This is a genomic window from Filimonas effusa (assembly GCF_004118675.1).
GTDB classification, from domain to species: domain Bacteria; phylum Bacteroidota; class Bacteroidia; order Chitinophagales; family Chitinophagaceae; genus Filimonas; species Filimonas effusa.
In genome coordinates this window covers 2788581-2812527 of record NZ_SDHZ01000001.1, presented here as the reverse complement: position 1 = coordinate 2812527, position 23947 = coordinate 2788581, and the positions used below count along the sequence as shown (strand labels likewise).

The window sequence follows — 23947 nt, the reverse complement described above, 5'->3', positions numbered from 1 at the left end:
GATAATTTGAGTTATTTTGTGCCCTCAAAATCCTGTTTTAGTTATGAATGTGCAGCTTGTTCGACCCCTGGCCTTTATTGATCTTGAAACCACCGGTGTCAATATCAGCGTTGACAGAATAGTGGAGATTGCTATTGTTAAGATCATGCCTGATGGTACCAAACTGGTAAAGCGGAAGCTGATCAATCCGCAGATGCCGATTCCGAAGGCGTCGAGCGATATTCATGGCATTACTGATGAGATGGTGAAGGATGCGCCTTCGTTCAGGGATGTGGCGAATGAGGTCAAGCAGTTTCTTGAGAGTTGCGATATTGGCGGTTACAACAGCAACCGTTTCGATATTCCGATGCTTGCGGAAGAAATGCTGCGTGCAGGACTTGATTTTAACCTGGAAGGCCGCCGGATGGTTGATGTGCAGAAGGTGTTTCATATGATGGAACAGCGTACGCTCAGCGCCGCCTATAAATTTTACTGCGGCAAAAACCTGGAGGGCGCCCACAGTGCCGAGGCTGATGCTACGGCTACCTGGGAGGTGCTTGATGCGCAGGTTTGCCGTTATCCGAATATTGGCAATACTGTAGAAAGCATTGTAAAATTCACGGGGGAGGATGATCTTGTAGATTTTGCGCGTCGCTTTATCAAGGTGAACGGTGTAGAAGTTTTCAACTTCGGCAAACATAAAGGCCGGCCTGTTGTTGACGTGCTGAAACTGGAGCCTCAGTATTACGACTGGATGATGAAGGGGGATTTCCCGATGCACACGAAACAGAAGCTTTCGGAGATACTTAACCGTACTCTGTTAAAAAAGGCCTAAATAGGGGCTTTTAGCCTGGCAGGTTTAGAACACTTTAACTTATTTAACCTATGAAATAAAAAGGAATGGCTATTTTTGAATAAGCATAAGAGCGCCCCCATTGAACATTGGAAAAATTAGTTATTATACCGACTTATAATGAGAAAGAGAATATAGTACGTATTCTCGAGGCTGTGTTTTCCCAGGAAAAGGGGTTTCACGTGTTGGTGATAGACGACGGTTCGCCTGATGGCACCGCCGATATTGTAAAAGGCCTGTTCTCAGTATATCCCGGGCAGTTATTCCTTGAAGAGCGTAAAGGAAAACTTGGTTTGGGTACTGCCTATATCCATGGTTTCAAATGGGCTATCGCCAGGAACTACCAATTCATTTTTGAGATGGACGCTGATTTTTCGCATAATCCGAAAGATCTGGAACGTTTATATAAAGCCTGTAAGTTCGATGGCGCCGATGTTGCCGTTGGCAGCCGTTATGTTCCCGGTGGTTCTATCGAGAACTGGCCGCTGGACAGGCATCTGTATTCAAGAGGTGGTGCTTTGTATACGCGAATGATCACCTGGATGCCGGTTCAAGATCCCACCGCAGGTTTCGTTTGCTATACTAAAAAAGTACTTGAGACCATCAATTTCGATTCTATCAACTTCGTTGGTTATGCCTTCCAGATTGAAATGAAGTTTGCAGCCTGGAAGCTTGGATTCCGGATCCAGGAAGTGCCGATCGTGTTCATCGACCGCCAGGTAGGTGTTAGTAAGATGAGCAAAGGCATTATCAAGGAAGGTGTTCTGGGGGTACTGAAGATACAGTGGCAGAGTATGTTCAAGAACTACCGTCGCCGTGTAAATGTAAACCATCGTCCTCCTACTGAAGTAAGGAAGCCACAACTCCAGGCTGAAGAAGTAGGCTAGTATCCTGTCACTGACTATTCATTTCCATCCACCATTCTTACCTGGTGCCAGCCTGTATTTTTGATGCTATCAAAGATATACCATGCCGCAGCTGCAGATAATACCAACAGCAGGTAGATCAGAGGTGTAATTTCAAATACCAGGTAGTGCAGTCCGCCGATGAATAAGGGAAAGATGAGGGTTGAAATTGCCCGCAGTGTGGAACCTCCTTTTATTCTGGCAAATTCTTTTAATGATAAAGGCAGGTCTTTTGCCGGTATATATACCCTGCAGCCTGCGATCAGCAACTGGTTCGACAATCCCAATAGCAGGTTAGGAATAACGGCGGGGCCAATAAAGGCGATCAGCGGTATAAAAGTAATCACTACTACTGGCAGGAAAAAGCGGACTACGATAGCTTTAACGCTTCCGGAAATAACCGTTCCCGGTTTTTCAAGTGGTGTTACATGATAAATCCAGGATGCCTTATACTTTTCTGAGTAGGCGATCTGGGAAAGGGCGGAGAACAATAACATGCTACAGCCGTACACCACAAAAATGATCAGCAGTTTGCCATAACCTGAAAGGTCCTGCAGTTTTTCAACGGTAATATTTTTGTTCTGCCATATGAGGTAGATGATCCATACTGCCATGTAGCCGAATGCGGGATAAACTTTCAGCATAAACTCTTTACTACGTGCGGTTATTTTCCATACAAAAACAAATGACATTTGTTCGGCACGGCTGCTGGTGATGAGCTTTGCGAGTTTATTGACGAAGCTGCCTGTTTTTTTACTGGCTTTTGCCGTTGTAACCGGCGCTGCGGCCGGAGCGGAAGTTTCGCCATCGCCGGAGTGAATGGCTGCGAGTTTACGGCCGAAGCTTGGTGCGAGCCAGCGCATTACTATGTAAATGCCTGCAAAGGGAAGCACCAGTCCCAGCGCCGCTGCGATGTATTCCTGTCCTGTTACTTTGAATTGTGCAATAGCCTGCCAGGTGGTGGCAAACCAATATGGCGGGGCGGCCAGCATGCCGGGGTAAGATGACAGGTTGATATCGATACTTGCAGCTTCAAAGCCTTTGCGTGATATTACCTGGTAACCGAAATACAGTGCCATGCCCATTATCACCTGCAGTACGGTAAGATAGGTTTGAAAGCGGCGGCCGCTGCTGAATTTCAGGACCACCAGGTAGATCATGTTCACAGAAAAGAGGGTAAGCAGCAATGCAGGCGGTATCAGCAACAGGAAGACGAGGCCTCCGTACCAGCCATATTCAACAAACATTACAAGGATGGAGAAAAACGTGATAGGTATTATTGTTCTGCACAGGTGGATGAAGATGTGTACGAGCCTTGCTGTAAGAATGGTTTTATCGTTAACGGGTTTGGGCAGGATAATATAGTTATCGCGGGGATCCATCAGCATGGTAGAGAAGTCGGACATGAGCATGGTGGCGATAACTGCCATGAACATTGTAAAAAAGATGACAAGCTGTATTTGCGGGTTCTCGCTGGAAACCATAGCTCCCATGAACATGAAGCCGAGGAGCAGGTTAAACAGGAATGTTTTGATGCTGCCTGATTTTACCGATTTTTTTCCTTTATCCTTTCGCCATTGGCGTATAGCACTGGGGCGGCGGTCGTCCAGAATGAGTTTAGTGGTGACGATACTTTTTAGCTGGAAGGTATCGACGCCCATTTTGCGGTAAATGCCTGCGGGGAGGAGGCTTATGCGAAGCAAAGACTTATCAATAAAGTTCATAGTGGTATTAGTTGTCGAAGGCGCGCATCAGCTCATCTGCGGTTTCAGAAAGAGATCCTTGTGAAGTGAGGCTGGAAAAGATCGCTTCCAGGCTTTTATTATCGTACTGTGACTGCAGCGATGCGATGGAGCCGTCTGCGAGTACACGGCCCTGGTCGATAAGTACGATACGGTCGCTCACTTTTTCCACCACATCCATCATATGGCTGCAGTAAAAGATGGTTTTGCCTTCGCGGGCGAGCTTACTGATGAGTTCTTTTACTATGATAACGCTGTTTGCGTCGAGGCCGCTCAATGGTTCATCGAGGATAATGATATCGGGATTATGGATAAGGCCGGCAGAAATCAATACTTTCTGGCGCATGCCTTTGCTGAAGGTGTCCATCCGCTGGTCCATATTGGGTTGCAGGCTAAAAGCGGTCATTAACCTGTTGATGCGTTCGTTACATACTTCTTCGGACATGCCGTAGAGGCTGCCTGTGAATTGCAGGTATTCTACGGGTGTGAGCAGGTCGTACAATTCTGCGAGTTCGGGAACATAACCGATCATGCTTTTTATTTTCAGCGGATCTGTTTTAAGGTTAACGCCTTTTACGCTGATATCGCCTTCGTAATCGGAGAGGAGGCCGCAGAGAATTTTTACGGTAGTACTTTTGCCGGCGCCATTGGGGCCGATATATCCCAACACCTGGCCGGGATAAACTTCAAGAGATATACCTTTAAGGACTTCCTTTTCGCCGTAGCTTTTCCGGAGGTTTTGGATTGAGATAACGGGTTCCATGACTTGAAAGATAAGCCAATTCAGGCTATTGGCGTATGCCGCTTATCCCTATTTACCTTGTTCCAGGAAGCATCAAAAGTTCAACCCAGTTGCATGACTGGTGAGGATATTTATTATCAGGCTTTTAGATGGCTTTCAGGAACAATATGCCCGGGAAAATTATTTACCTGCTACGTCAAAAGCTATCACCCGCTTGTTCCAGAAGGTGGGAACGTATAAAACTTTCTTTTTTGGATGGTAACCCAGGTCGGCGGTATTGATCTTTGCGGAGCGGTAGTCGGTTAGCTGTATGACCTTACCGCTTTCGAATACGTTGTAAATAACACCTATCCAGGATGAAATGATGAATTCGCCGGGGGCTATCTGTACCAGTCCGTCTGTGCTTTTCTCCATGCCGGTTGCCAGCGTTGTTATTTTTTTATCGGCACTTATTTTCAGCAAGCGTCCTGCTGATACGGCGTAGAGGTCTTCACCCACCGCCAGGAGGCCATTGACGTTATCGACATTATCGAGATACAGGCTTACCTGACCTTTTTCGATGCGGTGTATTTTGTTCAGGCGGGAATCGGAAACATATACGATTCCCCAGTTGTCGACGGTTATATCGTTCAGGAACACTGCGCCCGGGATAGGGATTTTTTGAGTAACTATTCCTTTTTTTATGTCGATCACGGCGACTTCGTTAGCATCGGTAACATAAAGTGTGTTCCGGAATTTAGCCATTCCTTTTGGGGCGTTCAGGCCTTTGACCCAGTTGGTATCGATGATCTTTCCGTTGGTAGAAAGCTTGCCTATACTGCCTCTGCCTTCGTTGTTTAAATTGGGGAGGCCGCCAATGAGGGATACAAAAAGGAGATCCTGCGATGCATCGTAAAGTACAGATTCCGGAACGTTAAGTACGGTATCGGTAGCCCAGATCTCATGAAGCTGTCGTTGTGCGTGCAGAGCGGAAAAACAGCTGAGGAGGGCGGCAAGAACAAAGATGGCAGGTTTCATATATAGACTATTTTGGATGTTACCTGTTGCGAATCTATGCTATTCACTGTTTTTTATTTGTCCTTCTTTTCATTCCTGATGATTTCTTCGCCGAAACCCTGATTTTTGCAGGGCCACAGTTTATTGTTGCAAGAACGATTTACAGTATATGCAAATGAAGTACAAACTAACAGCGTTTTTAATGGCGGTTTTTGCCATTCCTTTTCTTGTTTCTGCGCAGAAAAAGCCTTTGGATCATTCCGTTTATGATTCATGGCAGTTGATAGGAGAAAGAATGATCAGTAACGACGGGCGTTATATTGTTTATGCCGTTAACGTGCAGGAAGGCGACGGCACGCTGGTGATACAGCAGGCGGCAGACGGTAAAAAGCTGGCTGAAATACCGCGTGGTTATGGTGCTGGCATCAGTTTCAACAGCAGTCATGTTGTTTTTAAAATAAAACCTCTTTATAAGCAAACGCGGGAGGCGCGTATTCAAAAGAAGAAGGCTGATGAGCTGCCTAAGGACAGCCTGGGTATTTTTAACCTGGCCAATGGCAGTATCGAGAAATGGCCTGCTGTAAAGTCGTTCCGTTTGCCTGAGGAAGGTTCCGGCTGGGTAGCCTGGCTGCACGACAAGCAATCTGCGTCACCTGCATCGGCGAATGCAGATTCCACTACCAGGCTTACACGTCTTGAAAAGCTGGCTGATAGTCTTGTCCGCGCTGCAGACAGCATTCGCCTGAAGCTTACCGAGGCAAAAACACAGGGACTGAAAGTATTGATGCCGGCTACTGCTAAGAAAGCGGCATCTAAAAAGGACCCGGTAGAAGAGGGGACTGTACTGGTGTTAAAGAACCTGCAGACAGGCGAGGAGCGGAAATTTGCATTGGCAAAGGATTATCTCTTTGATAAAAAAGCGAAGGCTTTTGTGGTTTACAGTTCTGAAAAGAACAGTGACAGTACTGTGCAGGCGCTGGTGTTGTGGCATAACCCTGCATTGAACCGGACCGATACTGTTATGAAGGGGCTGCATGATGCGACGGCTTTTGCGATAGATGAAAATGCAGCTCAGCTGGCGTTTGTTGCTGAGCGTGACAGCAGTGCGAAAGCGGCTTACAAGTTCTATAATCTCTGGCGTTACACGCCGGGGTCCGATACTGCCCGTTTGCTAGCTACGAGGTTCACGCCTTCTATTCCTGCTAACTGGAGCATCAGTGAAAACGGAAAAGTTTATTTCAGTAAGTCGGGACAGCGGTTGTTTTTTGGAACAGCTCCTGTACTTCCTCTCAAAGACACCACGCTGCCTGAATTTGAACGTTCGAATGTCGATGTCTGGAATTATAAAGACGATGCGTTGCAGACCGTTCAGCTGTTTAATCTGAATAAAGAATTAAAGAGAAGTTTTACGGCGGTTTGGGATAATACCCGTGGGCAGGTACTTCAGCTTGCCGACACGGTGTTCAGGGGTACTACGATCACGGGAGAAGGTGACGGCGCAGCATTTTATGTGGAGGTGGATACGGGCAGACGCGGTGCTTTTCAATGGCAGGGTTATATCATCGCGGATATTTATGCCGTTGATCCGGCGACAGGTAACAAGAAGTTAATTGCCGATAATTTCAAAGGCACCTGTTATCCTTCTGCCGGCGGGAAATACCTGGTGATGTATAATGATCTGAAACGTAATTATTCTATTTATAACAGCGAAACAGGTAAGATCATACCGCTTGCTGCGGATATCAAATATCCATTGTATGATGAGGAAAATGATATGCCTGATGATCCGGGTGCTTATGGTATTGCGGGCTGGATGGAAAATGACAGTTATGTTCTGTTGTATGACCGTTTCGACATCTGGAAAGCAGATCCTACCGGGCGCCGGGCTTCTGAAAACATTACCCGTGGTGAGGGAAGGTTACAGCAGGTACGTTACCGCTATGTGAATGTGCGGGAAGATGAAAAGTTCCTGAAACCTGGTCAGCAACTGCTGTTGCGTTTGTTTGATGAAAAGGATAAAAGTGCAGGACTGGCTACGCTGGCGCTGGAAAAAAGCGCTCCGTTAAATGTGTTATGGAAGGAAAAGGTTGCCTTACCTGTGCTTAGCTCGAACATCGTGCAGGCCAGGGATGCTGCTGTGTTGCTTTACAGCAAGGAAACATTCTCCCAGCCAGCAGACCTGTATGTGACAAGTGCTGCAGGAAAAGCGGCGCAGCTGCGGCTTTCGGCTATCAATGCACAGCAATCGCAGTATTTGTGGGGGACATCTTCTCTTTACAAATGGAAGGCTTATACGGGCAAGCAGGCCGAAGGTGTTTTATATAAACCTGAAAACTTTGACCCGCATAAGAAATATCCCATGATCGTGTATTTCTATGAGCGTAACAATAATACCTTGTATAGTTACAGTGCCCCGGCGCCTACTCCTTCGCGTCTTAACATCCCGTTTTTCGTGAGCCGTGGCTATGTGGTTTTTGTACCAGACGTGTGGTATACCAAGGGGCATCCTGGTAAAGGCGCTTATGATTATATAGTAAGTGGCACGCGTGCATTGATAAAAGAAGGGTTTATTGACAGTACCAAAATTGGTTTGCAGGGGCAAAGCTGGGGAGGTTACCAAACTGTTCACCTGATAACACGTACGAATCTTTATGCTGCTGCGTGGGCCGGTGCACCGGTGGTGAATATGTTCAGTGCTTATGGCGGCATTCGCTGGGAAAGCGGGCTCAACCGTCAGTTCCAGTATGAGCATTCACAAAGCCGTATAGGGGCAACCATCTGGGAGAAACCGGAGCTTTATACCGAGAACTCGCCGTTATTCCATTTCCCCAAGGTAAAAACCCCGCTGGTGGTTATGGCCAATGATGCCGATGGCGCCGTGCCATGGTACCAGGGTATAGAGTGTTTCACTGCGCTGCGCAGGCTTAATAAACCTGTTTGGCTGCTGAATTACAATAATGAGGCGCACAATCTTATGGAACGCCGTAACAGGAAGGATATCCAGATCAGGGAGCAGCAGTTCTTCGACTGGCTTCTGAAGGGGGAGAAACCTGCTCCCTGGCTGTCGGAAGGCGTGCCGGCGCTTATGAAAGGCCGGACCTGGGGTCTGTAGCCGGTGGGATGGTAATATGCCGTACCAGGCTTCGTTTCGCAATAGGTAACAACGTTTCCTCTACCGGGTACCGGAGTGCTACTTCAACAGCATACACGGCCGGGTTAGGAAGCGTTGTTCTGTTTTTGATGAGCTGGGTCTTAATGCTTTCATAAGTATTGCTGAAGCTGCGGCGCCAGCTGTCGACAAATTCAGTTTTAATACTTCTGTATTTCTCGTCATGTTTTTCAAAAATGCTCAGACGGTATTGGTACACCAGCGTATCCCTGTGGTGGCTCTGGGAAAGAAAGAGGTAGCCTTCGTTCAGGTCGAGTGGGATGAGACCTACAGGGCTGATGGTCATATTGTTCTCTACGAACTCGTAGATCTCGGCGCCACTGCTGATAGTTCCCTGCATTTCGGTTGCTGCATAGTGGATGATATCTTCCAGCTCTTTCATCAGTTCATCGTCTTCAATCATTTGCTGATAGAGTAACTGAAGCTGTTCGCGCTGGATGCCTGTAAGCCGTTTGGGGAATTGCTCCTGAAGCAGCCTTTTATTATCGCGTAATGAAACGAGATTGTTGTAATGAAAGATCAGGTCGGTCAGTGGCGGGTACAGCTTGTTTTCGTTAAAATGCCTGTTGATTTCCTGCAGGTAGGCGAGAAGTGTGTACTTCTTTAGTTCAAAGTCCACATAGCCTTCGGCAAACCAGGTTTCGGATAGAGACTTCATGCGGGTTATTTTCTTCAATATACTGAAAAAAAGGCGTTTGTGTAGGTTTTACACTGTTAAAAACGTTGCCACACATGAGCTTATAAACGTCTGTGACGTTGTAAGTTGTTACGAGCCGCGGATGCGGGGACCTGATGTACTTTGTTATGTTTAGTCCATTGTTGACGGGAAATGTTCTCTTTCGAAGATCTTTTTATCTAATGTGAAGAGTAAGGAGGCCTGTATGAAGTTTTTACCGGTTCCGTCATCGTTCTTACGATAGTCGAACTGCCTGATCCATCCTATTTGAGCACCTACTACCGGGGTGAACTGGTAGCCTGCTCCTGCAAAAAAGCGGTTACGCATAAAGTAGGGAGCAAGGTTTGTGAAGAACAGCTCATCGAAAGCGGTCAGGTACACTGTTTTGGCCACTACCGATTTGTGATTTAGAGGCAGGATGGGGTTAAACCGATATCTGAAGCGCTGGTTGAATTCTCCATTTAGCCAGCGTTGTTCTATGCGATAACGATGTTCGAGTTTGAGGCGGTTGATGTTATTGCTCATGACCAGTTGCTGCCATAAACGGGTTTCTTTTACTGCCATCGGCGTTTTAAAGTTGCCGGGAAAAGTATAGGTTTTGTAATCGCCTATACCCAATAGTACGGTTACCTTGTCGGCCAGTTTATAGGCAATGCCACCTTTGAATTCGTGGTAAAAGAAGTCTTTGGTTAAATTCTGGGCGCGGGTTTGCGTTTCAAGCCAGAGCGAGAATTTTTTATCGAGTGTAAGCGACAGGTTGGTGATATACCAGCCTCCTGTTTTGTTGTTCTGTGCCTGTACTGATGCAGTTAGTGTTAAATGGAAAGCCATCATAAAAATGATGGCTTTAAGAAAGTTTGGTTTCACTATATGGATAATTATAAAATTGGTCTGTTAGGGTCCCAGTTTTCGAGTTCTTTGGCTACTTCTGTAAGGAAGCTGGCGCCAATACTTCCGTCTACGATGCGGTGGTCGTAGCTCATGGAGAGGTACATCATGTGCCTGATACCGATGGTATCGCCCTGGTCTGTTTCTATTACCACGGGGCGTTTTTTGATGGCGCCCACGGCCAGTATTGCCACCTGTGGCTGGTTAATGATGGGCGTACCGGCGAGACTTCCGAAAGTGCCCACGTTGGTGAGGGTAAAGGTTCCTCCCTGGGTATCTTCGGGTTTCAGGCGGTTGTCTCTTGCGTTTGCGGCCATTGCGTTAACTGCTTTGCTCAAACCAACCAGGTTGAGGTAGTCGGCGTTGCGGATAACGGGTACGATAAGGTTACCTGAGGGCAGGGCTGTGGCCATGCCTATGTTGATATCCTTTTTGAGGATAATGCGGTCGCCGTCTATCGAGCTATTGATGATGGGGAAGCGTTTGATGACACGTACCAGGCAGTCGATGAACAGCGGGGTAAATGTGATTTTGGTAGCTTCTCTTTTTTCGAATTCTTTTTTGATCCTGTCGCGCCATAACACCATATGGGTAACGTCTGCTTCGGCGAAGCTGGTTACGTGAGGGCTGGTATGTACGCTGTCGACCATATGTTTTGCAATGAGCTTACGCATGCGGTCCATTTCCACTATTTCCACATTACCTGAGGGGTTGGAGATGGAGGGGGCGGCGGGTGCTGCAGCAGCTGGTTGGGCTGGTGAAGCGGGAGTGCTTGCAGGGGCTGCAGCTGGAGCCGTGGCTATTGGGGCTGCTGTTTGTGCCGGTGCAGTTGTTTGAGCCGGCGCGGGCTGCGGCGCGGCAGGCTGGGCTGTGGTGGCAGCTGCGGGCTGTGTTGCGGCACCGCTTTTACGGGCAGCGACATACTGTAGGATATCTTTTTTGGTAACGCGGCCTTCGTTGCCGGTACCGGGTATATTTTCAAGCTCAGTGAGGCTGATGCCTTCGCTGTTGGCAATATTCAATACCAGTGGGGAGTAGAAGCGGTTTACGGCGCTTCCTGCGGGAGCTGGCGCCGGAGGGGCGGCAACAACGGGTTGCGGTACGAAGGGAACTTCTTCGACAATCGTTTCCGCAGCGGGCGCCTGAGCCTGGGGTTTAGGCGCTTCGGGTGCAGGTGCTGCTGTGGCGGCGCCTGCTTCTGTTTCGATACGGGCTATTACTGTACCAATAGGAACGACGGTGTCTTCGGGGAATAAAAATTCCTTTAGGATGCCTGCGGTGTTGGAGGGCACTTCACTGTCTACTTTATCAGTGGCTATTTCCAGTACGGTTTCGTCCTGTTGAACGGTGTCGCCGGGTTTCTTGTGCCACTTTAAAATAGTGGCTTCCATTATGCTTTCACCCAATTTGGGCATCACCAGGTCTACTAATGCCATTGCAATTTTTGTTTTTAGTTGCCGGAGCGGCAATCGTTTGAGGGCTCAAATGTATAATTATTGTTTCAAAAACGGCCCAAGGTTCAGAAACAACCCAACTACTCCTGTATAAATTGCCGGAGCAGGTTCAGCGCATTGGTGGCTGTCAGCTCTATATTACGTATACGGTCGTAACGCAGGCTTAACTTACGGGTTATCAATCTGTTTTGATCACCTACGGCAATCCAGACGGTACCTACGGGCTTTTCGGCTGTGCCGCCATCGGGCCCCATGATACCTGATACTGCTATTGCATAGTTGGTTTGCATGACAGCAAGCAATCCCTGTGCCATGGCTATGACGGTTTCTTCGCTCACAGCTCCGGCCGATTCCAGCGTGGAGGCGGACACCTGTAACACATTTTGTTTTATACTATTTGAATAGGCTACTACGCTGCCATTAAAATAGGCCGAGGAGCCGGGCATAGCGGTGAGCAGGTGTGCTATATATCCTCCGGTACAACTTTCGGCAGTTGCCAGGGTGGTACCGGATTCTTTCAACAGCCTGCCTACGAGGGCCTGCATTGAAATATCTTCATTTACAACCAATACGTGTTTTACCACTTCCTGTAATTGTGCAAACTGGCTGTCGAGAATGGAGATAAACGATTGTTTTTCTTCCTGTTTTCCTCTTGCCGTGAGTCGTAACCTGACCATGCCAAAATGAGGCAGGTAGGCCATTTTTATAAAGCCGGGCAATGCCTGTTCGAAGGTTTGCACCAGGTCGGCGAGGTCCGATTCGCCTATGCCGGCGGTTAACAAGGTGCGATGTTCGATAAACCCGGGATTGAAGTGCTCCTGTAACAAGGGGATCACATGGTATGTCATGAGTCCTTTCATTTCATGCGGAACGCCGGGCATGGAAATGAAAACAGCGCGTTCGTTTTTGAAGAGCATGCCGGGAGCTGTTCCGCGGATATTGCTCAATACGGTACAAACATCGGGCACATCGGCCTGTTTCAGGTTACGTTCTGACAACGGCCGGCGGAATACTTCGGCAAATAAATACTCAAGATGCCGCACTGTAGCTGCATCCTGTACCAATTTTCCGCCGAAATACTGACACAGCAAAGGCTTTGTGATATCATCGGCTGTAGGGCCCAGTCCGCCTGTTATCAATACGACGTTAGAACGCTGGCTTTCCTGGTCCAGCGCCTCCCATATATCGTCCCAGATATCGCCCACGGCTACGCGATGATGTACTTCAAATCCTGCAATATTCAGTTCCTGCGCCATCCAGGCGCTGTTTGTATCAACTACCTGCCCTATCAACAGTTCATCTCCAATAGTTATTATGGATACTTTTGCTGAGTTGCCCACGTTCATCTTCTGCTATTTTAAAGCGAAGTTATAGGATCGCCGAGAGATCGCAGATGATAGTTGACAGGCTTTTATATTAATTTCAATGGCATGATAAAACGTACCTTGTTTTTTATCGCAGCAATATGCTCGGGACTCTCTATATGTGCGCAGGACGTGGAAAGCAGGCTGAACAAAGCGGTTCAGCAGTTATTAAATGATGTGCAGATGAAGCACGCCATTCTTGGATTTTATGTGGTGAATGGTAACACGGGGAAAGCAGTATGTAATAATAATGGGGGGGTAGGGCTGGCGCCTGCGAGCAGTCAGAAGGTGATCACCAGCGCTGCTGCCATGGAGCTGCTGGGGGAATCGTTTCGTTATAGCACCCTGCTGGGATATAATGGTTCTATAGACAATAATGTGCTCAACGGCAACCTGGTATTATCTGGCCAGGGTGACCCTACCTTTGGCAGCAGCCGTTATCCTTCTAATAATGCCGCATCGGTGGTAAAGCGTATTACGCAGGCGCTGGAAAAAAATGGCATTACTGATATAGAAGGTAACCTGGTGCTGGACAATTCTGCTTTCAGCTACCAGCCTTTGCCTGGCGGATGGATCTGGGATGATATAGGTAACTATTATGGTGCGGGCTCGTGGGCATTGAACTGGAATGAAAACGCCTATGATCTGCTTTTAAAGCCTGGCAGCAGGGAGGGGGACGCTGTAACGATTACGGGTACGCGTCCGGATCTGCAGGTGGCGCGCATTAACAGCCTGCTGAAAACGGGTAAGCCCGGCAGCGGCGACAACGGTTATATTTATTTACCTCCCTATACCATGATGGGATTTGCAGAAGGCACGATTCCGCCGGGTGGTGTTTTTTCTATTTCCGGTGCATTGCCGAATCCTGCCTACCAGGTAGGATGGGAAGTGCAGAAAGCGCTGGAGCAGCGTAAAATAAAGCTGGCAGGCCAGGCGGAGATCCTGACTGCATTAGACCAGCCTGTGGCGAAGCAGGTTTATACCACGGTGCTCGATACTTTGTACTCACCATCGCTCGACAGTATTGTGTATTGGTTCCTGCATAAAAGTATCAACCTTTACGGGGAAGCGCTGCTTAAGACGCTGGCATTACAGCAGGGGAAGCAGGGCTCTACCGACAATGGCCTTACAGTATTGCGTAATTTCTGGAAAGATAATGGCATTGAAACATCTGCGTTAAAAGTGCAGGATGGAAGCGGCTTATCGCCACAGAACCGGGTAACACCGGAGGCTATGGTGCAGGTATTGCAATATGCCCGTACGCGGCCGTGGTTTAACAGTTATTACAAGGCATTTCCCCTTTATAATGATATGAAGATGAAAAGCGGCACGATTGGCGGGAGTAAGGCCTTTACAGGTTACCATACCGCTAAAGATGGCACCCCCTATACTTTTGCAATTATCATCAACGGCTATGACGGAAGCCCCAGTACACTGGTTCAAAAAATGTATAGAGTGCTTAATGAGTTGAGATAGAATTGTTTAGGTTTAGCTTCTATAGCTGGTATTGTAATAAAGGCGAGCAAGGGGATATCTTAGATAAAGAGATAGAGAAGCTATTGAAAAATAAAGCCAGCTTCTTTAAGAAGTGATTACAGTTGTAGATATTCTTGTTCATAGGTAAAGAGCCCAATCTTAATCAAGTGTAATACATTATTCTCCTTCGAAAAACGGCGTCAGCCTGTTATAAAGTTCTTCCGGCATGGTTGTTTTCTGCCAGTTTTTGTTGTTCAGGAAATACAGGGTGACTTTGCCTGATGTGAGCAGTTTATTTTGCTCGTTGTACACGTCCTGAAAGAATTCTATACGATGGTCTTTGGGAAGTTCCCTGATCTGGGTTTTTACAGTGAGCAGGTCGTCGTAAGTGGCTGGCCGGAGGTATTTGACATTCATTTCAATTACGGGCATGATAACGCCTGAAGCTTCCATGTCTTTATAAGTGTAGCCTAGCTGGCGTATACATTCTACCCTGCCTACCTCGAAGTACTGGGCATAGTTACCATAATAAACTACGTTCATCTGGTCTGTTTCCGCATACCGCACCCGGATCTGCGTTATTGATTCATACATGGGATAAAATTAGCTGTTGATCATTCCATCTACACTTACCTTGCCGGGGCCACAGAACAACAGTACTGCAAAGGCGGTGCCATACAATACGGCGCTTTCGGACTGTGAGAACGGTTGTCCGCCATGAACGCTGAAGATGGCAACGAGCATCATTATCAATAGTGGTATGAGTGCGAGGCGGGTGAATAAGCCCAGAATTACCATGAGGCTGCAGAACACTTCTGCAAAAATGGCCATTACGAGGGTGGCACGGGAGCCCATGCCCATAAAGTTGTAAAACTTATACTGGAGCTGAGAAAAGCCCATTAATTTGCTCATTCCATGGTTGGCAAGCATGAGTCCGCCGAAGCTGACACGTAATAGTAGCATCGAAAAATTGAACAGTCCGTCACTGTATCGGATAGATAAGAATCTTTTCATTCACACAGTTTGTACAAAAATAAAGGAAGTAAATGTTTATCCACAATAACCATACAGGCTTTTGAGGATTGCTATCTTTAAACGGTTTTTTGCGTTTTATTTAAGACGTGTATTATAATATTTTATCAAAAACCACCGTTCCACCAAAGTATGAATAAAAAGCTTACGACATATAGTCTCGCCTTTGCTTTTTTATTAAGCGTGAGTGAAGCAGGAGCGCAGGCTACTAAAGCGAATATGGATCCCGACGCCAACTTCAAGTTGGCAAAGGAGTTGTATCAAAAGCAACAGTTTAGTCTTGCTTATCCCTTATTCAAGGCGTTGTACTACGACAAGCCCGATGCGAGTGCTATTCCTGTGAGCATGCAGGTGGAATCGAAATATTATTCTATTGTATGTGCGCTAAGGATGAACGATGCGCTGGCGCCACAGGCTGCTATAGACTTCATTAATCTTGAGCACTATGCGCCGCGTATAGAAATGCTTAGTTATCACCTGGGCGAGTACTATTACCGCAAACAGGATTATGCCAATGCTATCGCCTATTATGAGAAAGCAGGATATGCGAACCTCAGCAACCGGGAGATCGCAGCGGTTAAATTTCACCAGGCTTATGGTTATTTTACCATGCGCCGGTTTTCCGATGCCAAGCCTTTGTTCAATGCTATCAGGCAAATTCCTGCCGATCCTAACTATGTAGATGCGAATTATTACTACGGCTTCATTTCTTTTTATGAAAAAGATTATAAAGAGGCGCTGGCAGCGTTTAAGATCGTAGAGAACGAAGCTGCTTACCAGAAGATCGTTCCTTACTATGTTGCGGAAATCTATTATTTCAGCGGTGATAAAGACAAGGCTATCAGCTATGGAGAAGCCGCGCTTAGCAAAGGCGGGCAGTATTATGATATGCAGCTGCGAAAGCTGGTAGGACATGGCTATTTTGAAAAGAAACAATATGCAAAGGCGTTGCCTTACCTGGAGCAATATGTAACCCATACCGAGAAAGTGCGTCGTGAAGACCTGTATGAGCTATCGTACTGTTATTACGAGGCCAGGCAGTGGAATAAGGCGATAGAAGGCTTTAAGGAGCTGGGTGGTAAAAGTGATTCCCTGGCACAGAACAGCATGTACCTGCTGGCTGATGCTTATCTTAAAACCAACCAGAAGGCGGGGGCGCGCAGTGCGTTCCTCTTCTGCGCGCTTAACAGCAGCAATGCAGTTCAGAAGGAGATCTCCAAATTTCACTATGGTAAACTCTCCTATGAACTGGGTTATACCGATGTTGCGCTGAATGAATTACGTGACTTCCTTACTGTTTATCCTGCTTCCAGCTTTGCCAATGAGGCAAAAGAGTTGCTGGTAAACGTTCTTGCCAATACCAACCATTATAAAGATGCACTGGACCTGGCTGAGAAGGTAGGTGCTTCGAGTGCTACGGTACAACGTGTATATCCCCGTATTCTTTATGGAAGGGCGGTGGAACTTGTGAACGACCAGCAACTGGTAGCTGCCGATGCCCTGCTGAACAGGATCATAGGAGCGCTTTATAACAGTGCGCAGTTGCCTTACGCTTATTTCTGGAAGGGTGAGATCGCTTACCGTACCAATAAGATAGATTCCGCAGCTTCTTACCTGCAGGCTTACCTGGCCCGCCCCGCTTCGTACGGAGAAGTTAGCACTGCCAATGCATTATATACACTGGGCTACTGTTACCTGCGCCTTGAAAACTATGGCGCGGCATTAAGACAGTTTGAGCAGATCACCACTACTTTATCTGCAGCATCTACTCCTTTACAGCAGGATGCTTATATCAGAAGCGCCGACTGTTATTTCATGTCAAAAAAATATGCGAAGGCGCAACAGATGTATGAGGCGGTGATCTCTTACAATATGCCTGCTTCGGATTATGCCTTATATCAAAAGGCGGTAATAGCCGGCGCTTCGAACAAGTATACCGAAAAGGTGAGCCTGCTTCAGTCGTTGGAGAAACGTTACCCGGGATCTTCCCTGGCGGCGGATGCCAATATGGAAATCGCCAATACTTATATCGCTAATGAAGATTACCGCAATGCATTGCCGGCCTTGAACCGGGTGCTGAGCGATAAGAAAGCGGCAGCGCTGCAACCGCAGGCTTACCTGAAAACAGGTGTGGCTTATTTCAACCTGGATAATGACAACGAAGCGCTGAACTATTTTAAAAAGCTGGTAGCTACTTATCCCAATGCCCCGGAAAGTGATGCGGCTGTTGAATACGTCCGTAACATTTTTGTAAACCAGCAGCAGACAGGCGCTTTTGTAACCTTTATGCGTCAGAATGGCAAGAATGTAAGTTATTCGGAAGAAGATTCACTGACTTATTCCGCTACACAAATACCTTATAACAGCGGCCAGGAAGAGAAAGCTTTGCCGGCGCTGGAATCGTACCTGCAACAGTTTGCTGATGGCCGTTATGTGATTGATGCACATTACCAGGTCGCTGTTATCTATAACAACCGGAAGGATTATGCCAATGCGCTGAAGCATTACGAGGTAGTGGCGTCACGTGCACCTAACACTTATGCCGAGTTGAGCGTATTGCAGGCGGCAAGGATCCAATACTTTGAATTAAAAGATTATGCCCGTGCGCAGCAATATTTTACGCAACTGAAATCCATTGCCACGCAATCGGAAAATAAACTGGAAGCCATGCGTGGCCTGCTCCGCTGCCAGTTTAAGCTGGCGCAGTGGAACGAAGCTTTACCGAATGCCCAGGAGCTGTTGCAGCAAAAAAGCCTTGCTACCGATGATAAAATGATGGCCAATATGGTAGTGGCAAAAAGCTCCCAGGCCAATAACCAGGCGGCAGAAGCTATGGCAGCCTACAAAGCGGTAATTGCTTTGGGTAAGTCGGAATATGCGGCTGAGGCGCGTTATCGCGTTGCCGAGCTTACGGTAGCGCAGGGTAATCTTAAGGACGGCGAGAAGCTGGCTTTTGAAGTGATCAGCAAGGCTGGTTCTTACGACTACTGGATCACCAAGGCTTATATCCTGTTGGGCGAGGTTTATTTCCAGCAGAAAGATTATTTCAATGCCGAAGCAACACTTAAGAGCATCGTGGAAAATGCGGGTAACGAAGAACTTAAGAATGAAGCCCGCCAGAAGCTTGAAATAGTACTGACCGAGAAAAACAAGAACAGTAAAGTTGAACAACAGTAAACCTTATTGAATGAAACAGATCATCCTTATACTTTTATTGATAGGAACTGCTACCGGTGTATGGGCGCAAAAGCGTACCACCCGTAAGCACAATACCAAGGCCCGCACAACGCAAAAGCAAACGCCTAAAAAGCAGCAGGCTAAGAAAACACAAACCAAAAAGCAACAGCCTGTAAAACGGAATACGGAAGAGCAGGCTGAAGAGATCACCGATAGCATTCCATCGAAAACGGTGACTATCACGTCGTCATTTAAGCCTGCATTGCGTAACGCTGCCAAGGTAAACTTCAGCGCTGCGACGCCATTGCCGGATTCTACTTTGCCCAGGCTTCAATACCAGGTGCCTTCGCAAAACCTGTTCTTTTCCTATGACCCGGCGACGTTAAAGCCGCTGGCGCTGGCAGCCGATAGCGCTATGGCCTGGGAGAACAGTCATTTTATTAAAGCGGGCTTTGGTAACTATAGTACGCCTTATTTGCAGGCAGGATTTTCATTTGGAGACGGTAAGCACTCTATTATAAACCTGCATGCCCGCCATACTTCTTCAAAAGGCAGTTTACCTTTTCAGCAGTTCAGTAAAACGGGCGCGGATGTGATCGGGATCTTCAATTCCGGTGACAAGCTGGAATGGAATGGCAAGGTGTTTTTCGATAACAACGTTCAATACCAGTATGGATACCAGCCTGCTACACTTGAATTCAGCAAGGATAGCCTGCGCCAGCGCTTCACGACTATAGGCGCCAGCATAGGACTGCGTAACAAACAGGAAAATGATTACGGTTTTACTTATAGCCCCAATCTTACCTACACCCGTTTTGTAGATAATAAAAATGCTACAGAAAACAACCTGGTGATCAATGCCCCTATGTCGAAGTCTTTTGGCGATAATTTTGCTTTTAACCTTGGAGTTACGGCTGATATCACGGGGTATCAGAGCGACAGTGTTGGCAGCTCTATCAGCAACAATCTTTATTATCTGAATCCGGCGGTAGTATATAAATCGTCCGGTTTAAAGCTGGTGGCAGGTTTCACGCCTTCGTGGGATAACAGCGATTTTCACCTGCTGCCCAATTTTTCTGCCGAAGCCAAACTTAACCAGGAGAAATTCATTCTGATGGCTGGCTGGACCGGTTACTATCATAAAAACACTTATCAGTCGCTGGCGGGCTTTAATCCCTGGTTACAGCAGCCCCGTTTCCTGCTGAATACCCGCCTTACCGAGCAATATGCAGGCTTTAAGGGTTCTGCAGGCAGTCATTTTACCTATAATGCCAAAGTTTCGTACCTGAAATTCAGGAACCAGCCTTTATTTGTGAATGATTCCCTTTCAGGAAAGTCGTTCCTGACGGTAAATGAGTCGGATATGAATGCACTTCGTATTCATGGTGAAATAGGATATACGGTGCAGGAGAAGTTTTCTTTGCTTGGAGGCGCTACCTTTACACAATATAGTAACCTGACGGATAACCTTAAGGCATGGGGATTGGCACCTTTTGAAATCAACGGATCTTTACGCTGGGAAATATTAAAGGATGTGACTTTGAAAAGTGATATCTATTTTTGGGACGGCGCACAGTACCGAAACAATAACAAGGAAAGCCAGAAGCTGGACCCCGCCGTTGACCTGAATGCAGGCATCGAATTTGCGGTAATGCCAAGGCTGAACCTGTGGGTACAATTCAATAATATGCTCAACAACAAATACCAGCGCTGGAATCAGTACCAGGTGCTTGGCTTTAATGTTTTGGGAGGAATTGTATATTCGTTCGGTCAAACCGGTAAATAAGCATGTACAATAGTTTATATAAATATCTCATTTTCTATAAAAGGCTGGCCCTGCCTAACATCGGTGTATTTTCGGTGGAGCAGGTGCCGGGGCGGCTCGACTTTCTTAATAAGCAACTGCATTCTCCTATTCCCGTGATCCGTTTTGCTACCGATAAAACAGTAGCTGCCGACAAGCAGTTGTTCGAATTTCTGGCCGCCGATATGGGTATTTCAACTATTGAATCCATTAAGCAGTTCAATGATCTTTCTTTTCATATGAAGAACGAACTGGCTTCCAAAGGCGAGTTCGTTCTTACAGGTATTGGTACGCTCAAAAAGGAGTTTGGAGAGAACTATGCTTTCCAGCCTGAAGTATCGATCCAGCAGTATTTTCCCGAAGCAACAGCAGAACGTATTGTTCGTAAAGAGGCGACACATACGGTTAAGGTAGGAGAGCGGGAACGTTCCAGCGATGAAATGATGGAAATGCTCTCTGAGGAAGAAGTGGCTGAAGGACCAGACAGGTGGTGGATGTATGCCCTGATATTGGGGATACTGGGACTGGCTGCGCTGGTGTATTATTATAAAACACACTAGGGGAGGCTTTTCTTTTATCCTGCGGTCTTAATTAAATTCCAACGCTCCTCCTTTACCAAACAGGCGTAAGGCAAGTTCCTGTCCTGTACCTTCGGCTTTCCTGAACAGCAAACGTCCGTTATCGACCAGTACATTGCCAGATGCGGTTATTACCTGGATAGTGGCCTGGTAACGGTTTCCTTTCTGGCTGAATTGAATTCTAGCCTCGGGGATGCCTGGGCCGCTTGAGCTCCAGTCTACCGAACAGTTTTTGAGCCCGGATATAACAGCGCGGGTCACTGCGTCGTCTGTACCTGAAGTAGATAAATGCATTTTTATACGTACATCGCTGAAGGGTACCAACTGGGGATAGGTAGCGAATAAGGCATTCCTGTAGTTGCTGTAATGTTGTCCTTCGCCTTTGCCTGTGGCCAGGGCCAGGCTTTCATAAAGCCTGCCGAGGAGCAGCTTTTCATTGTGTCCGTCGGGAAGGTTTACCTGTGCCAGTCTTTCAAAATCGTCTTTGGCGGCCTGCCTGTTACCCTGTTCCCACTTGAACTTAGCTGCGAAAAGAAAGAAATAACGCTGCACATTGGTCCTGGAATCCTGTTGCAGGTAACGTTCATACATTTTTCGGAAGAAAGCGGGACTGAAATCTTTGAGCAGGTACCATGCTTCGTCGAAGCTGGTGGTGGCTTCAGAACAAAACAGGTCGTATACAATGCGGGTGCGTTCGGGGTTAAAAGCCAGTTCATTTACCACCACATATTCTGCCATCATCTTTTCTATCTTGTAAGCGCTTAGCTTATATAAAGCGTTTGGAGCGTACCACCAGCCTTTGTCGAAGAATTTGATCTGGCTCATCTTTCTGTCGAGCAGCTGCACGCGCAGCAGGTTAACGCTGAAATTATACTGGTTTTGGGTAAGCGTTGTACCTATATGGATCTCTCTGAAATTAGCTGCTTTGTTCAATGCAAATTCGCAGCTGTCGAGTTGTCCGTCGTACAAATAACCCCTGGCGAGGGCGATATTATACCAGCCGAACCCGGGTGTGCTGCCATTTTGCTGGATGATCTCCTGCGCCATTTTTATGGCTTCTTTTGTACGGTTGCCCAGTACATGCAGGAAGGGGAGATAATAATAAGGTTCATGCAGGATGCGATCGTAAGATTTAAACAGGTCGCGTTCGTAGTAGCTGATAGCGGCAGTGAACTGTCCCGTTTCAAGCTGCATGCTGCCAAAGTTATTCCAGGAAACAGCGCCGCGTGAAGCCATGTACATATAATAGTATTCGCTACTGTCGTAGTTCTTATTGTAACAATGTAACATGGCGAGGTAATGGTAGATCTGCAGTTTATCGTTCTCCGACTGGTAGGGGCCAAACCATTGATCGTTCTGGGCTTTGTTGCTTTCGATAAAAGCAAGACCGTCGTAACAGCAGGCAAGGGCTTTCTGCTCATTTTCCTGTACGCTGTTTTTCAGGAACGGAAAATTAGCGCTTGTAAGAAAGCGGTTGCGATGGTAAGTCCATGCACGGTGACCATAAACACCGAAATAATCTTTTTTGAACTGGTAGCGGTTCACCTTATCCATAAGCTGCATCACCCTGTCGGGCATCTCAAGGTTATCGTAACAGCCGCTTAATGCCTGGAAGATGGTAAAGAAATCTTCGTAACGGTTCACATGCTGTGTGAAATAACCCATGGAGCTATACAGGTTCTGCATAGTGGTACCATAGTCTTTCTCCAATAGTTGCAATGCTTTTTGCAGGGCTGGGATGGCATTTTTATAGCCCAGGTAATCGGCGCTGCGATCCCATTTATAAATGCCTTCATACATCCAGCCTACATAATAGGTGCTATCGAGTCTTATGAATTCCCTGCTTCTTGGCAGGGCGTCGTCGTCAGTGGGTTTCACACCCATGCGCTTTGCATCTATCTCGTAACGGGCTGCAGCGTTTCCCTGTGCAAAGCTGTTAAAACCTGTAAGTAATGAACATGCCAAAAAAGTAAGCAGCATACACAACCTGCCGGTTGTAGTATGCCAGGTTTTAAAGACCTCCTTATTACATATACTTCCCTTTTTTTTCATGTTCATCTTAGCTTATGAATGTTCTGCAAATGCTCTTCTTTGTCTTCTTACCAGTTAAGCCATATTATTTATCACTGATCCCTGCTTTGCTCAGTCTTTCCATCTCTTTATCCAGGATGGCTGTCAAGGCCTTTTGTTTGGCTTCCTTATGGCGGTAGATCAGGCGATGATCGAGTACCGGATGGGTTATTTGTTGCAGGTCGTCTTCGGTGGCAAAGGTGCGTCCATTGACAAGTGCATATGCTTTCAGGCATTTGAGGAAGGTGATACCGCTTCGGGTAGAAGCGCCCAAAACAATATCCGGATGCTTACGGGTGGCGGTAACAATATTGCGTACTGCTATCAGCAGTTCATCATGCAGGTGTACTTTCTCTGCCTCCTGCTGTAATAAGAGCACTTCTTCCATAGATAATACCTGCTGAATATGCGCCAGGTTATCCTGTATGCCAAGATAGTCCCTATAGATATCCAGTTCGGTATCTTCATCTACATAGCCGAAATAAATTTTCATAAAGAAACGGTCGAGCTGAGCGGCCGGTAAAGGGTAGGTGCCCTCCATTTCTACCGGGTTTTGTGTGGCGATGGTGAAGAACAGTTGTTCCAGCGGATAGGTGGCATCGCCAATAGTGATCTGGTTTTCGGCCATACATTCCAATAATGCCGATTGCACCTTGGGAGAGGCCCGGTTGATTTCATCGGCCAGTAACACATTACAGAACAAGGGACCTTTTTTAAAGAGGAACTCTTTACGAACGTCGTCGAAGATATGAGAGCCTATCAGGTCCATAGGTAACAGGTCGGGTGTAAACTGGATCCTTTTGAAATTGACGCCACTGGTATCATGAAATTTACCGGCAATGCTATGGGCGAGTGTTTTAGCCATCACGGTTTTGCCGGTGCCGGGGTTATCTTCCATGAGAATATGGCCTTTCGCCAGCAACGCGGTAAGTATAAAGCGGATCTGTGATTGTTTGCCACGGATCACCTTTTCAATATTGCCAACAAGCTGTTGTATATGATTTAATGCCTGCTCTATCTGGATATGTTGCTCTTCCATGCT

General features: G+C 47.0%; 18 protein-coding genes. 7 read left to right on the top strand and 11 right to left on the bottom strand.

The genetic code is table 11. The annotated features are described in order from the left end of the window. The first annotated feature begins 43 nt into the window (after positions 1-43). On the top strand, positions 44-814 hold the full coding sequence (locus ESB13_RS10615; RefSeq protein ID WP_129002954.1) for a 3'-5' exonuclease: 771 nt from the start codon (positions 44-46) through the stop codon (positions 812-814). A 107-nt stretch (positions 815-921) separates the two neighbouring features. Then, positions 922-1719 (top strand): polyprenol monophosphomannose synthase, encoded by a 798-nt coding sequence (locus tag ESB13_RS10610; RefSeq protein WP_129002953.1) that lies wholly within the window; start codon positions 922-924, stop codon positions 1717-1719. A gap of 14 nt (positions 1720-1733) precedes the next feature. On the opposite strand, the gene ESB13_RS10605 is transcribed toward ESB13_RS10610, so the two are convergent. From ESB13_RS10605 to ESB13_RS10595, 3 genes are all read right to left on the bottom strand, one after another. Beyond that, on the bottom strand, positions 1734-3461 hold the full coding sequence (locus tag ESB13_RS10605; RefSeq protein WP_129002952.1) for a hypothetical protein: 1728 nt from the start codon (positions 3459-3461) through the stop codon (positions 1734-1736). A gap of 7 nt (positions 3462-3468) precedes the next feature. Further along, positions 3469-4242, bottom strand: a complete 774-nt coding sequence (locus ESB13_RS10600; protein WP_129002951.1) for an ABC transporter ATP-binding protein — start codon at positions 4240-4242, stop codon at positions 3469-3471. 159 nt (positions 4243-4401) lie between these two features. Then, positions 4402-5238, bottom strand: coding sequence for an NHL repeat-containing protein (locus tag ESB13_RS10595; RefSeq protein ID WP_129002950.1), 837 nt, complete (start codon positions 5236-5238; stop codon positions 4402-4404). Positions 5239-5392: 154 nt separating this feature from the next. On the opposite strand from ESB13_RS10595, the gene ESB13_RS10590 reads away from it, so the two are divergent. Then, the gene (locus tag ESB13_RS10590) at positions 5393-8329 is read left to right on the top strand and encodes an alpha/beta hydrolase family protein (protein ID WP_164974165.1); all 2937 of its coding nucleotides are present in this window, start codon (positions 5393-5395) and stop codon (positions 8327-8329) included. Here ESB13_RS10590 and ESB13_RS10585 read toward each other — a convergent pair. The 4 genes from ESB13_RS10585 to ESB13_RS10570 all read right to left on the bottom strand — a co-directional run bounded on the left by ESB13_RS10585 (position 8301) and on the right by ESB13_RS10570 (position 12750). After that, on the bottom strand, positions 8301-9044 hold the full coding sequence (locus ESB13_RS10585) for a hypothetical protein (protein WP_129002948.1): 744 nt from the start codon (positions 9042-9044) through the stop codon (positions 8301-8303). The genes ESB13_RS10590 and ESB13_RS10585 overlap by 29 nt on opposite strands. A 150-nt stretch (positions 9045-9194) precedes the next feature. Beyond that, complete coding sequence (locus ESB13_RS10580) at positions 9195-9929, bottom strand: DUF2490 domain-containing protein (RefSeq protein WP_129002947.1); 735 nt, start codon at positions 9927-9929, stop codon at positions 9195-9197. Between the two features lie 11 nt (positions 9930-9940). Further along, positions 9941-11386 carry a dihydrolipoamide acetyltransferase family protein gene (locus ESB13_RS10575; RefSeq protein ID WP_129002946.1) on the bottom strand — a complete coding sequence of 482 codons (1446 nt, stop codon included), beginning with the start codon at positions 11384-11386 and terminating at the stop codon, positions 9941-9943. A gap of 98 nt (positions 11387-11484) precedes the next feature. Then, positions 11485-12750: a CinA family nicotinamide mononucleotide deamidase-related protein gene (locus ESB13_RS10570; RefSeq protein ID WP_129002945.1), complete on the bottom strand. Its 1266-nt coding sequence runs from the start codon at positions 12748-12750 to the stop codon at positions 11485-11487. Positions 12751-12834: 84 nt separating this feature from the next. Here ESB13_RS10570 and dacB point away from each other — a divergent pair, with 84 nt between their 5' ends. Continuing rightward, a complete protein-coding gene (dacB, locus tag ESB13_RS10565) occupies positions 12835-14244 on the top strand; it encodes a D-alanyl-D-alanine carboxypeptidase/D-alanyl-D-alanine endopeptidase (protein WP_129002944.1) in 1410 nt (469 codons plus the stop codon). 177 nt (positions 14245-14421) lie between these two features. Here the strand turns inward: dacB and ESB13_RS10560 are convergent, their stop codons facing one another. Continuing rightward, positions 14422-14838: an acyl-CoA thioesterase gene (locus tag ESB13_RS10560; RefSeq protein ID WP_129002943.1), complete on the bottom strand. Its 417-nt coding sequence runs from the start codon at positions 14836-14838 to the stop codon at positions 14422-14424. 9 nt (positions 14839-14847) lie between these two features. Further along, positions 14848-15258 carry a DoxX family protein gene (locus ESB13_RS10555; RefSeq protein ID WP_129002942.1) on the bottom strand — a complete coding sequence of 137 codons (411 nt, stop codon included), beginning with the start codon at positions 15256-15258 and terminating at the stop codon, positions 14848-14850. Between the two features lie 150 nt (positions 15259-15408). On the opposite strand from ESB13_RS10555, the gene ESB13_RS10550 reads away from it, so the two are divergent. From ESB13_RS10550 to ESB13_RS10540, 3 genes are read left to right on the top strand one after another with little or no spacing between them, the layout of a single operon-like run. Then, positions 15409-18453 carry a tetratricopeptide repeat protein gene (locus ESB13_RS10550; RefSeq protein ID WP_129002941.1) on the top strand — a complete coding sequence of 1015 codons (3045 nt, stop codon included), beginning with the start codon at positions 15409-15411 and terminating at the stop codon, positions 18451-18453. A 10-nt stretch (positions 18454-18463) separates the two neighbouring features. Then, positions 18464-20239, top strand: a complete 1776-nt coding sequence (locus ESB13_RS10545; RefSeq protein ID WP_129002940.1) for a TonB-dependent receptor — start codon at positions 18464-18466, stop codon at positions 20237-20239. 2 nt (positions 20240-20241) lie between these two features. After that, a complete protein-coding gene (locus ESB13_RS10540; RefSeq protein ID WP_129002939.1) occupies positions 20242-20817 on the top strand; it encodes a hypothetical protein in 576 nt (191 codons plus the stop codon). A 27-nt stretch (positions 20818-20844) separates the two neighbouring features. Here ESB13_RS10540 and ESB13_RS10535 read toward each other — a convergent pair whose 3' ends face one another. Together ESB13_RS10535 and ESB13_RS10530 are read right to left on the bottom strand one after the other, a co-directional pair. Next, the gene (locus tag ESB13_RS10535; protein WP_129002938.1) at positions 20845-22887 is read right to left on the bottom strand and encodes a hypothetical protein; all 2043 of its coding nucleotides are present in this window, start codon (positions 22885-22887) and stop codon (positions 20845-20847) included. A gap of 64 nt (positions 22888-22951) precedes the next feature. Then, entirely contained in the window at positions 22952-23944 is a 993-nt protein-coding gene (locus ESB13_RS10530) for an AAA family ATPase (RefSeq protein ID WP_129002937.1), read from the bottom strand. Between the last annotated feature and the right edge of the window lie 3 nt (positions 23945-23947).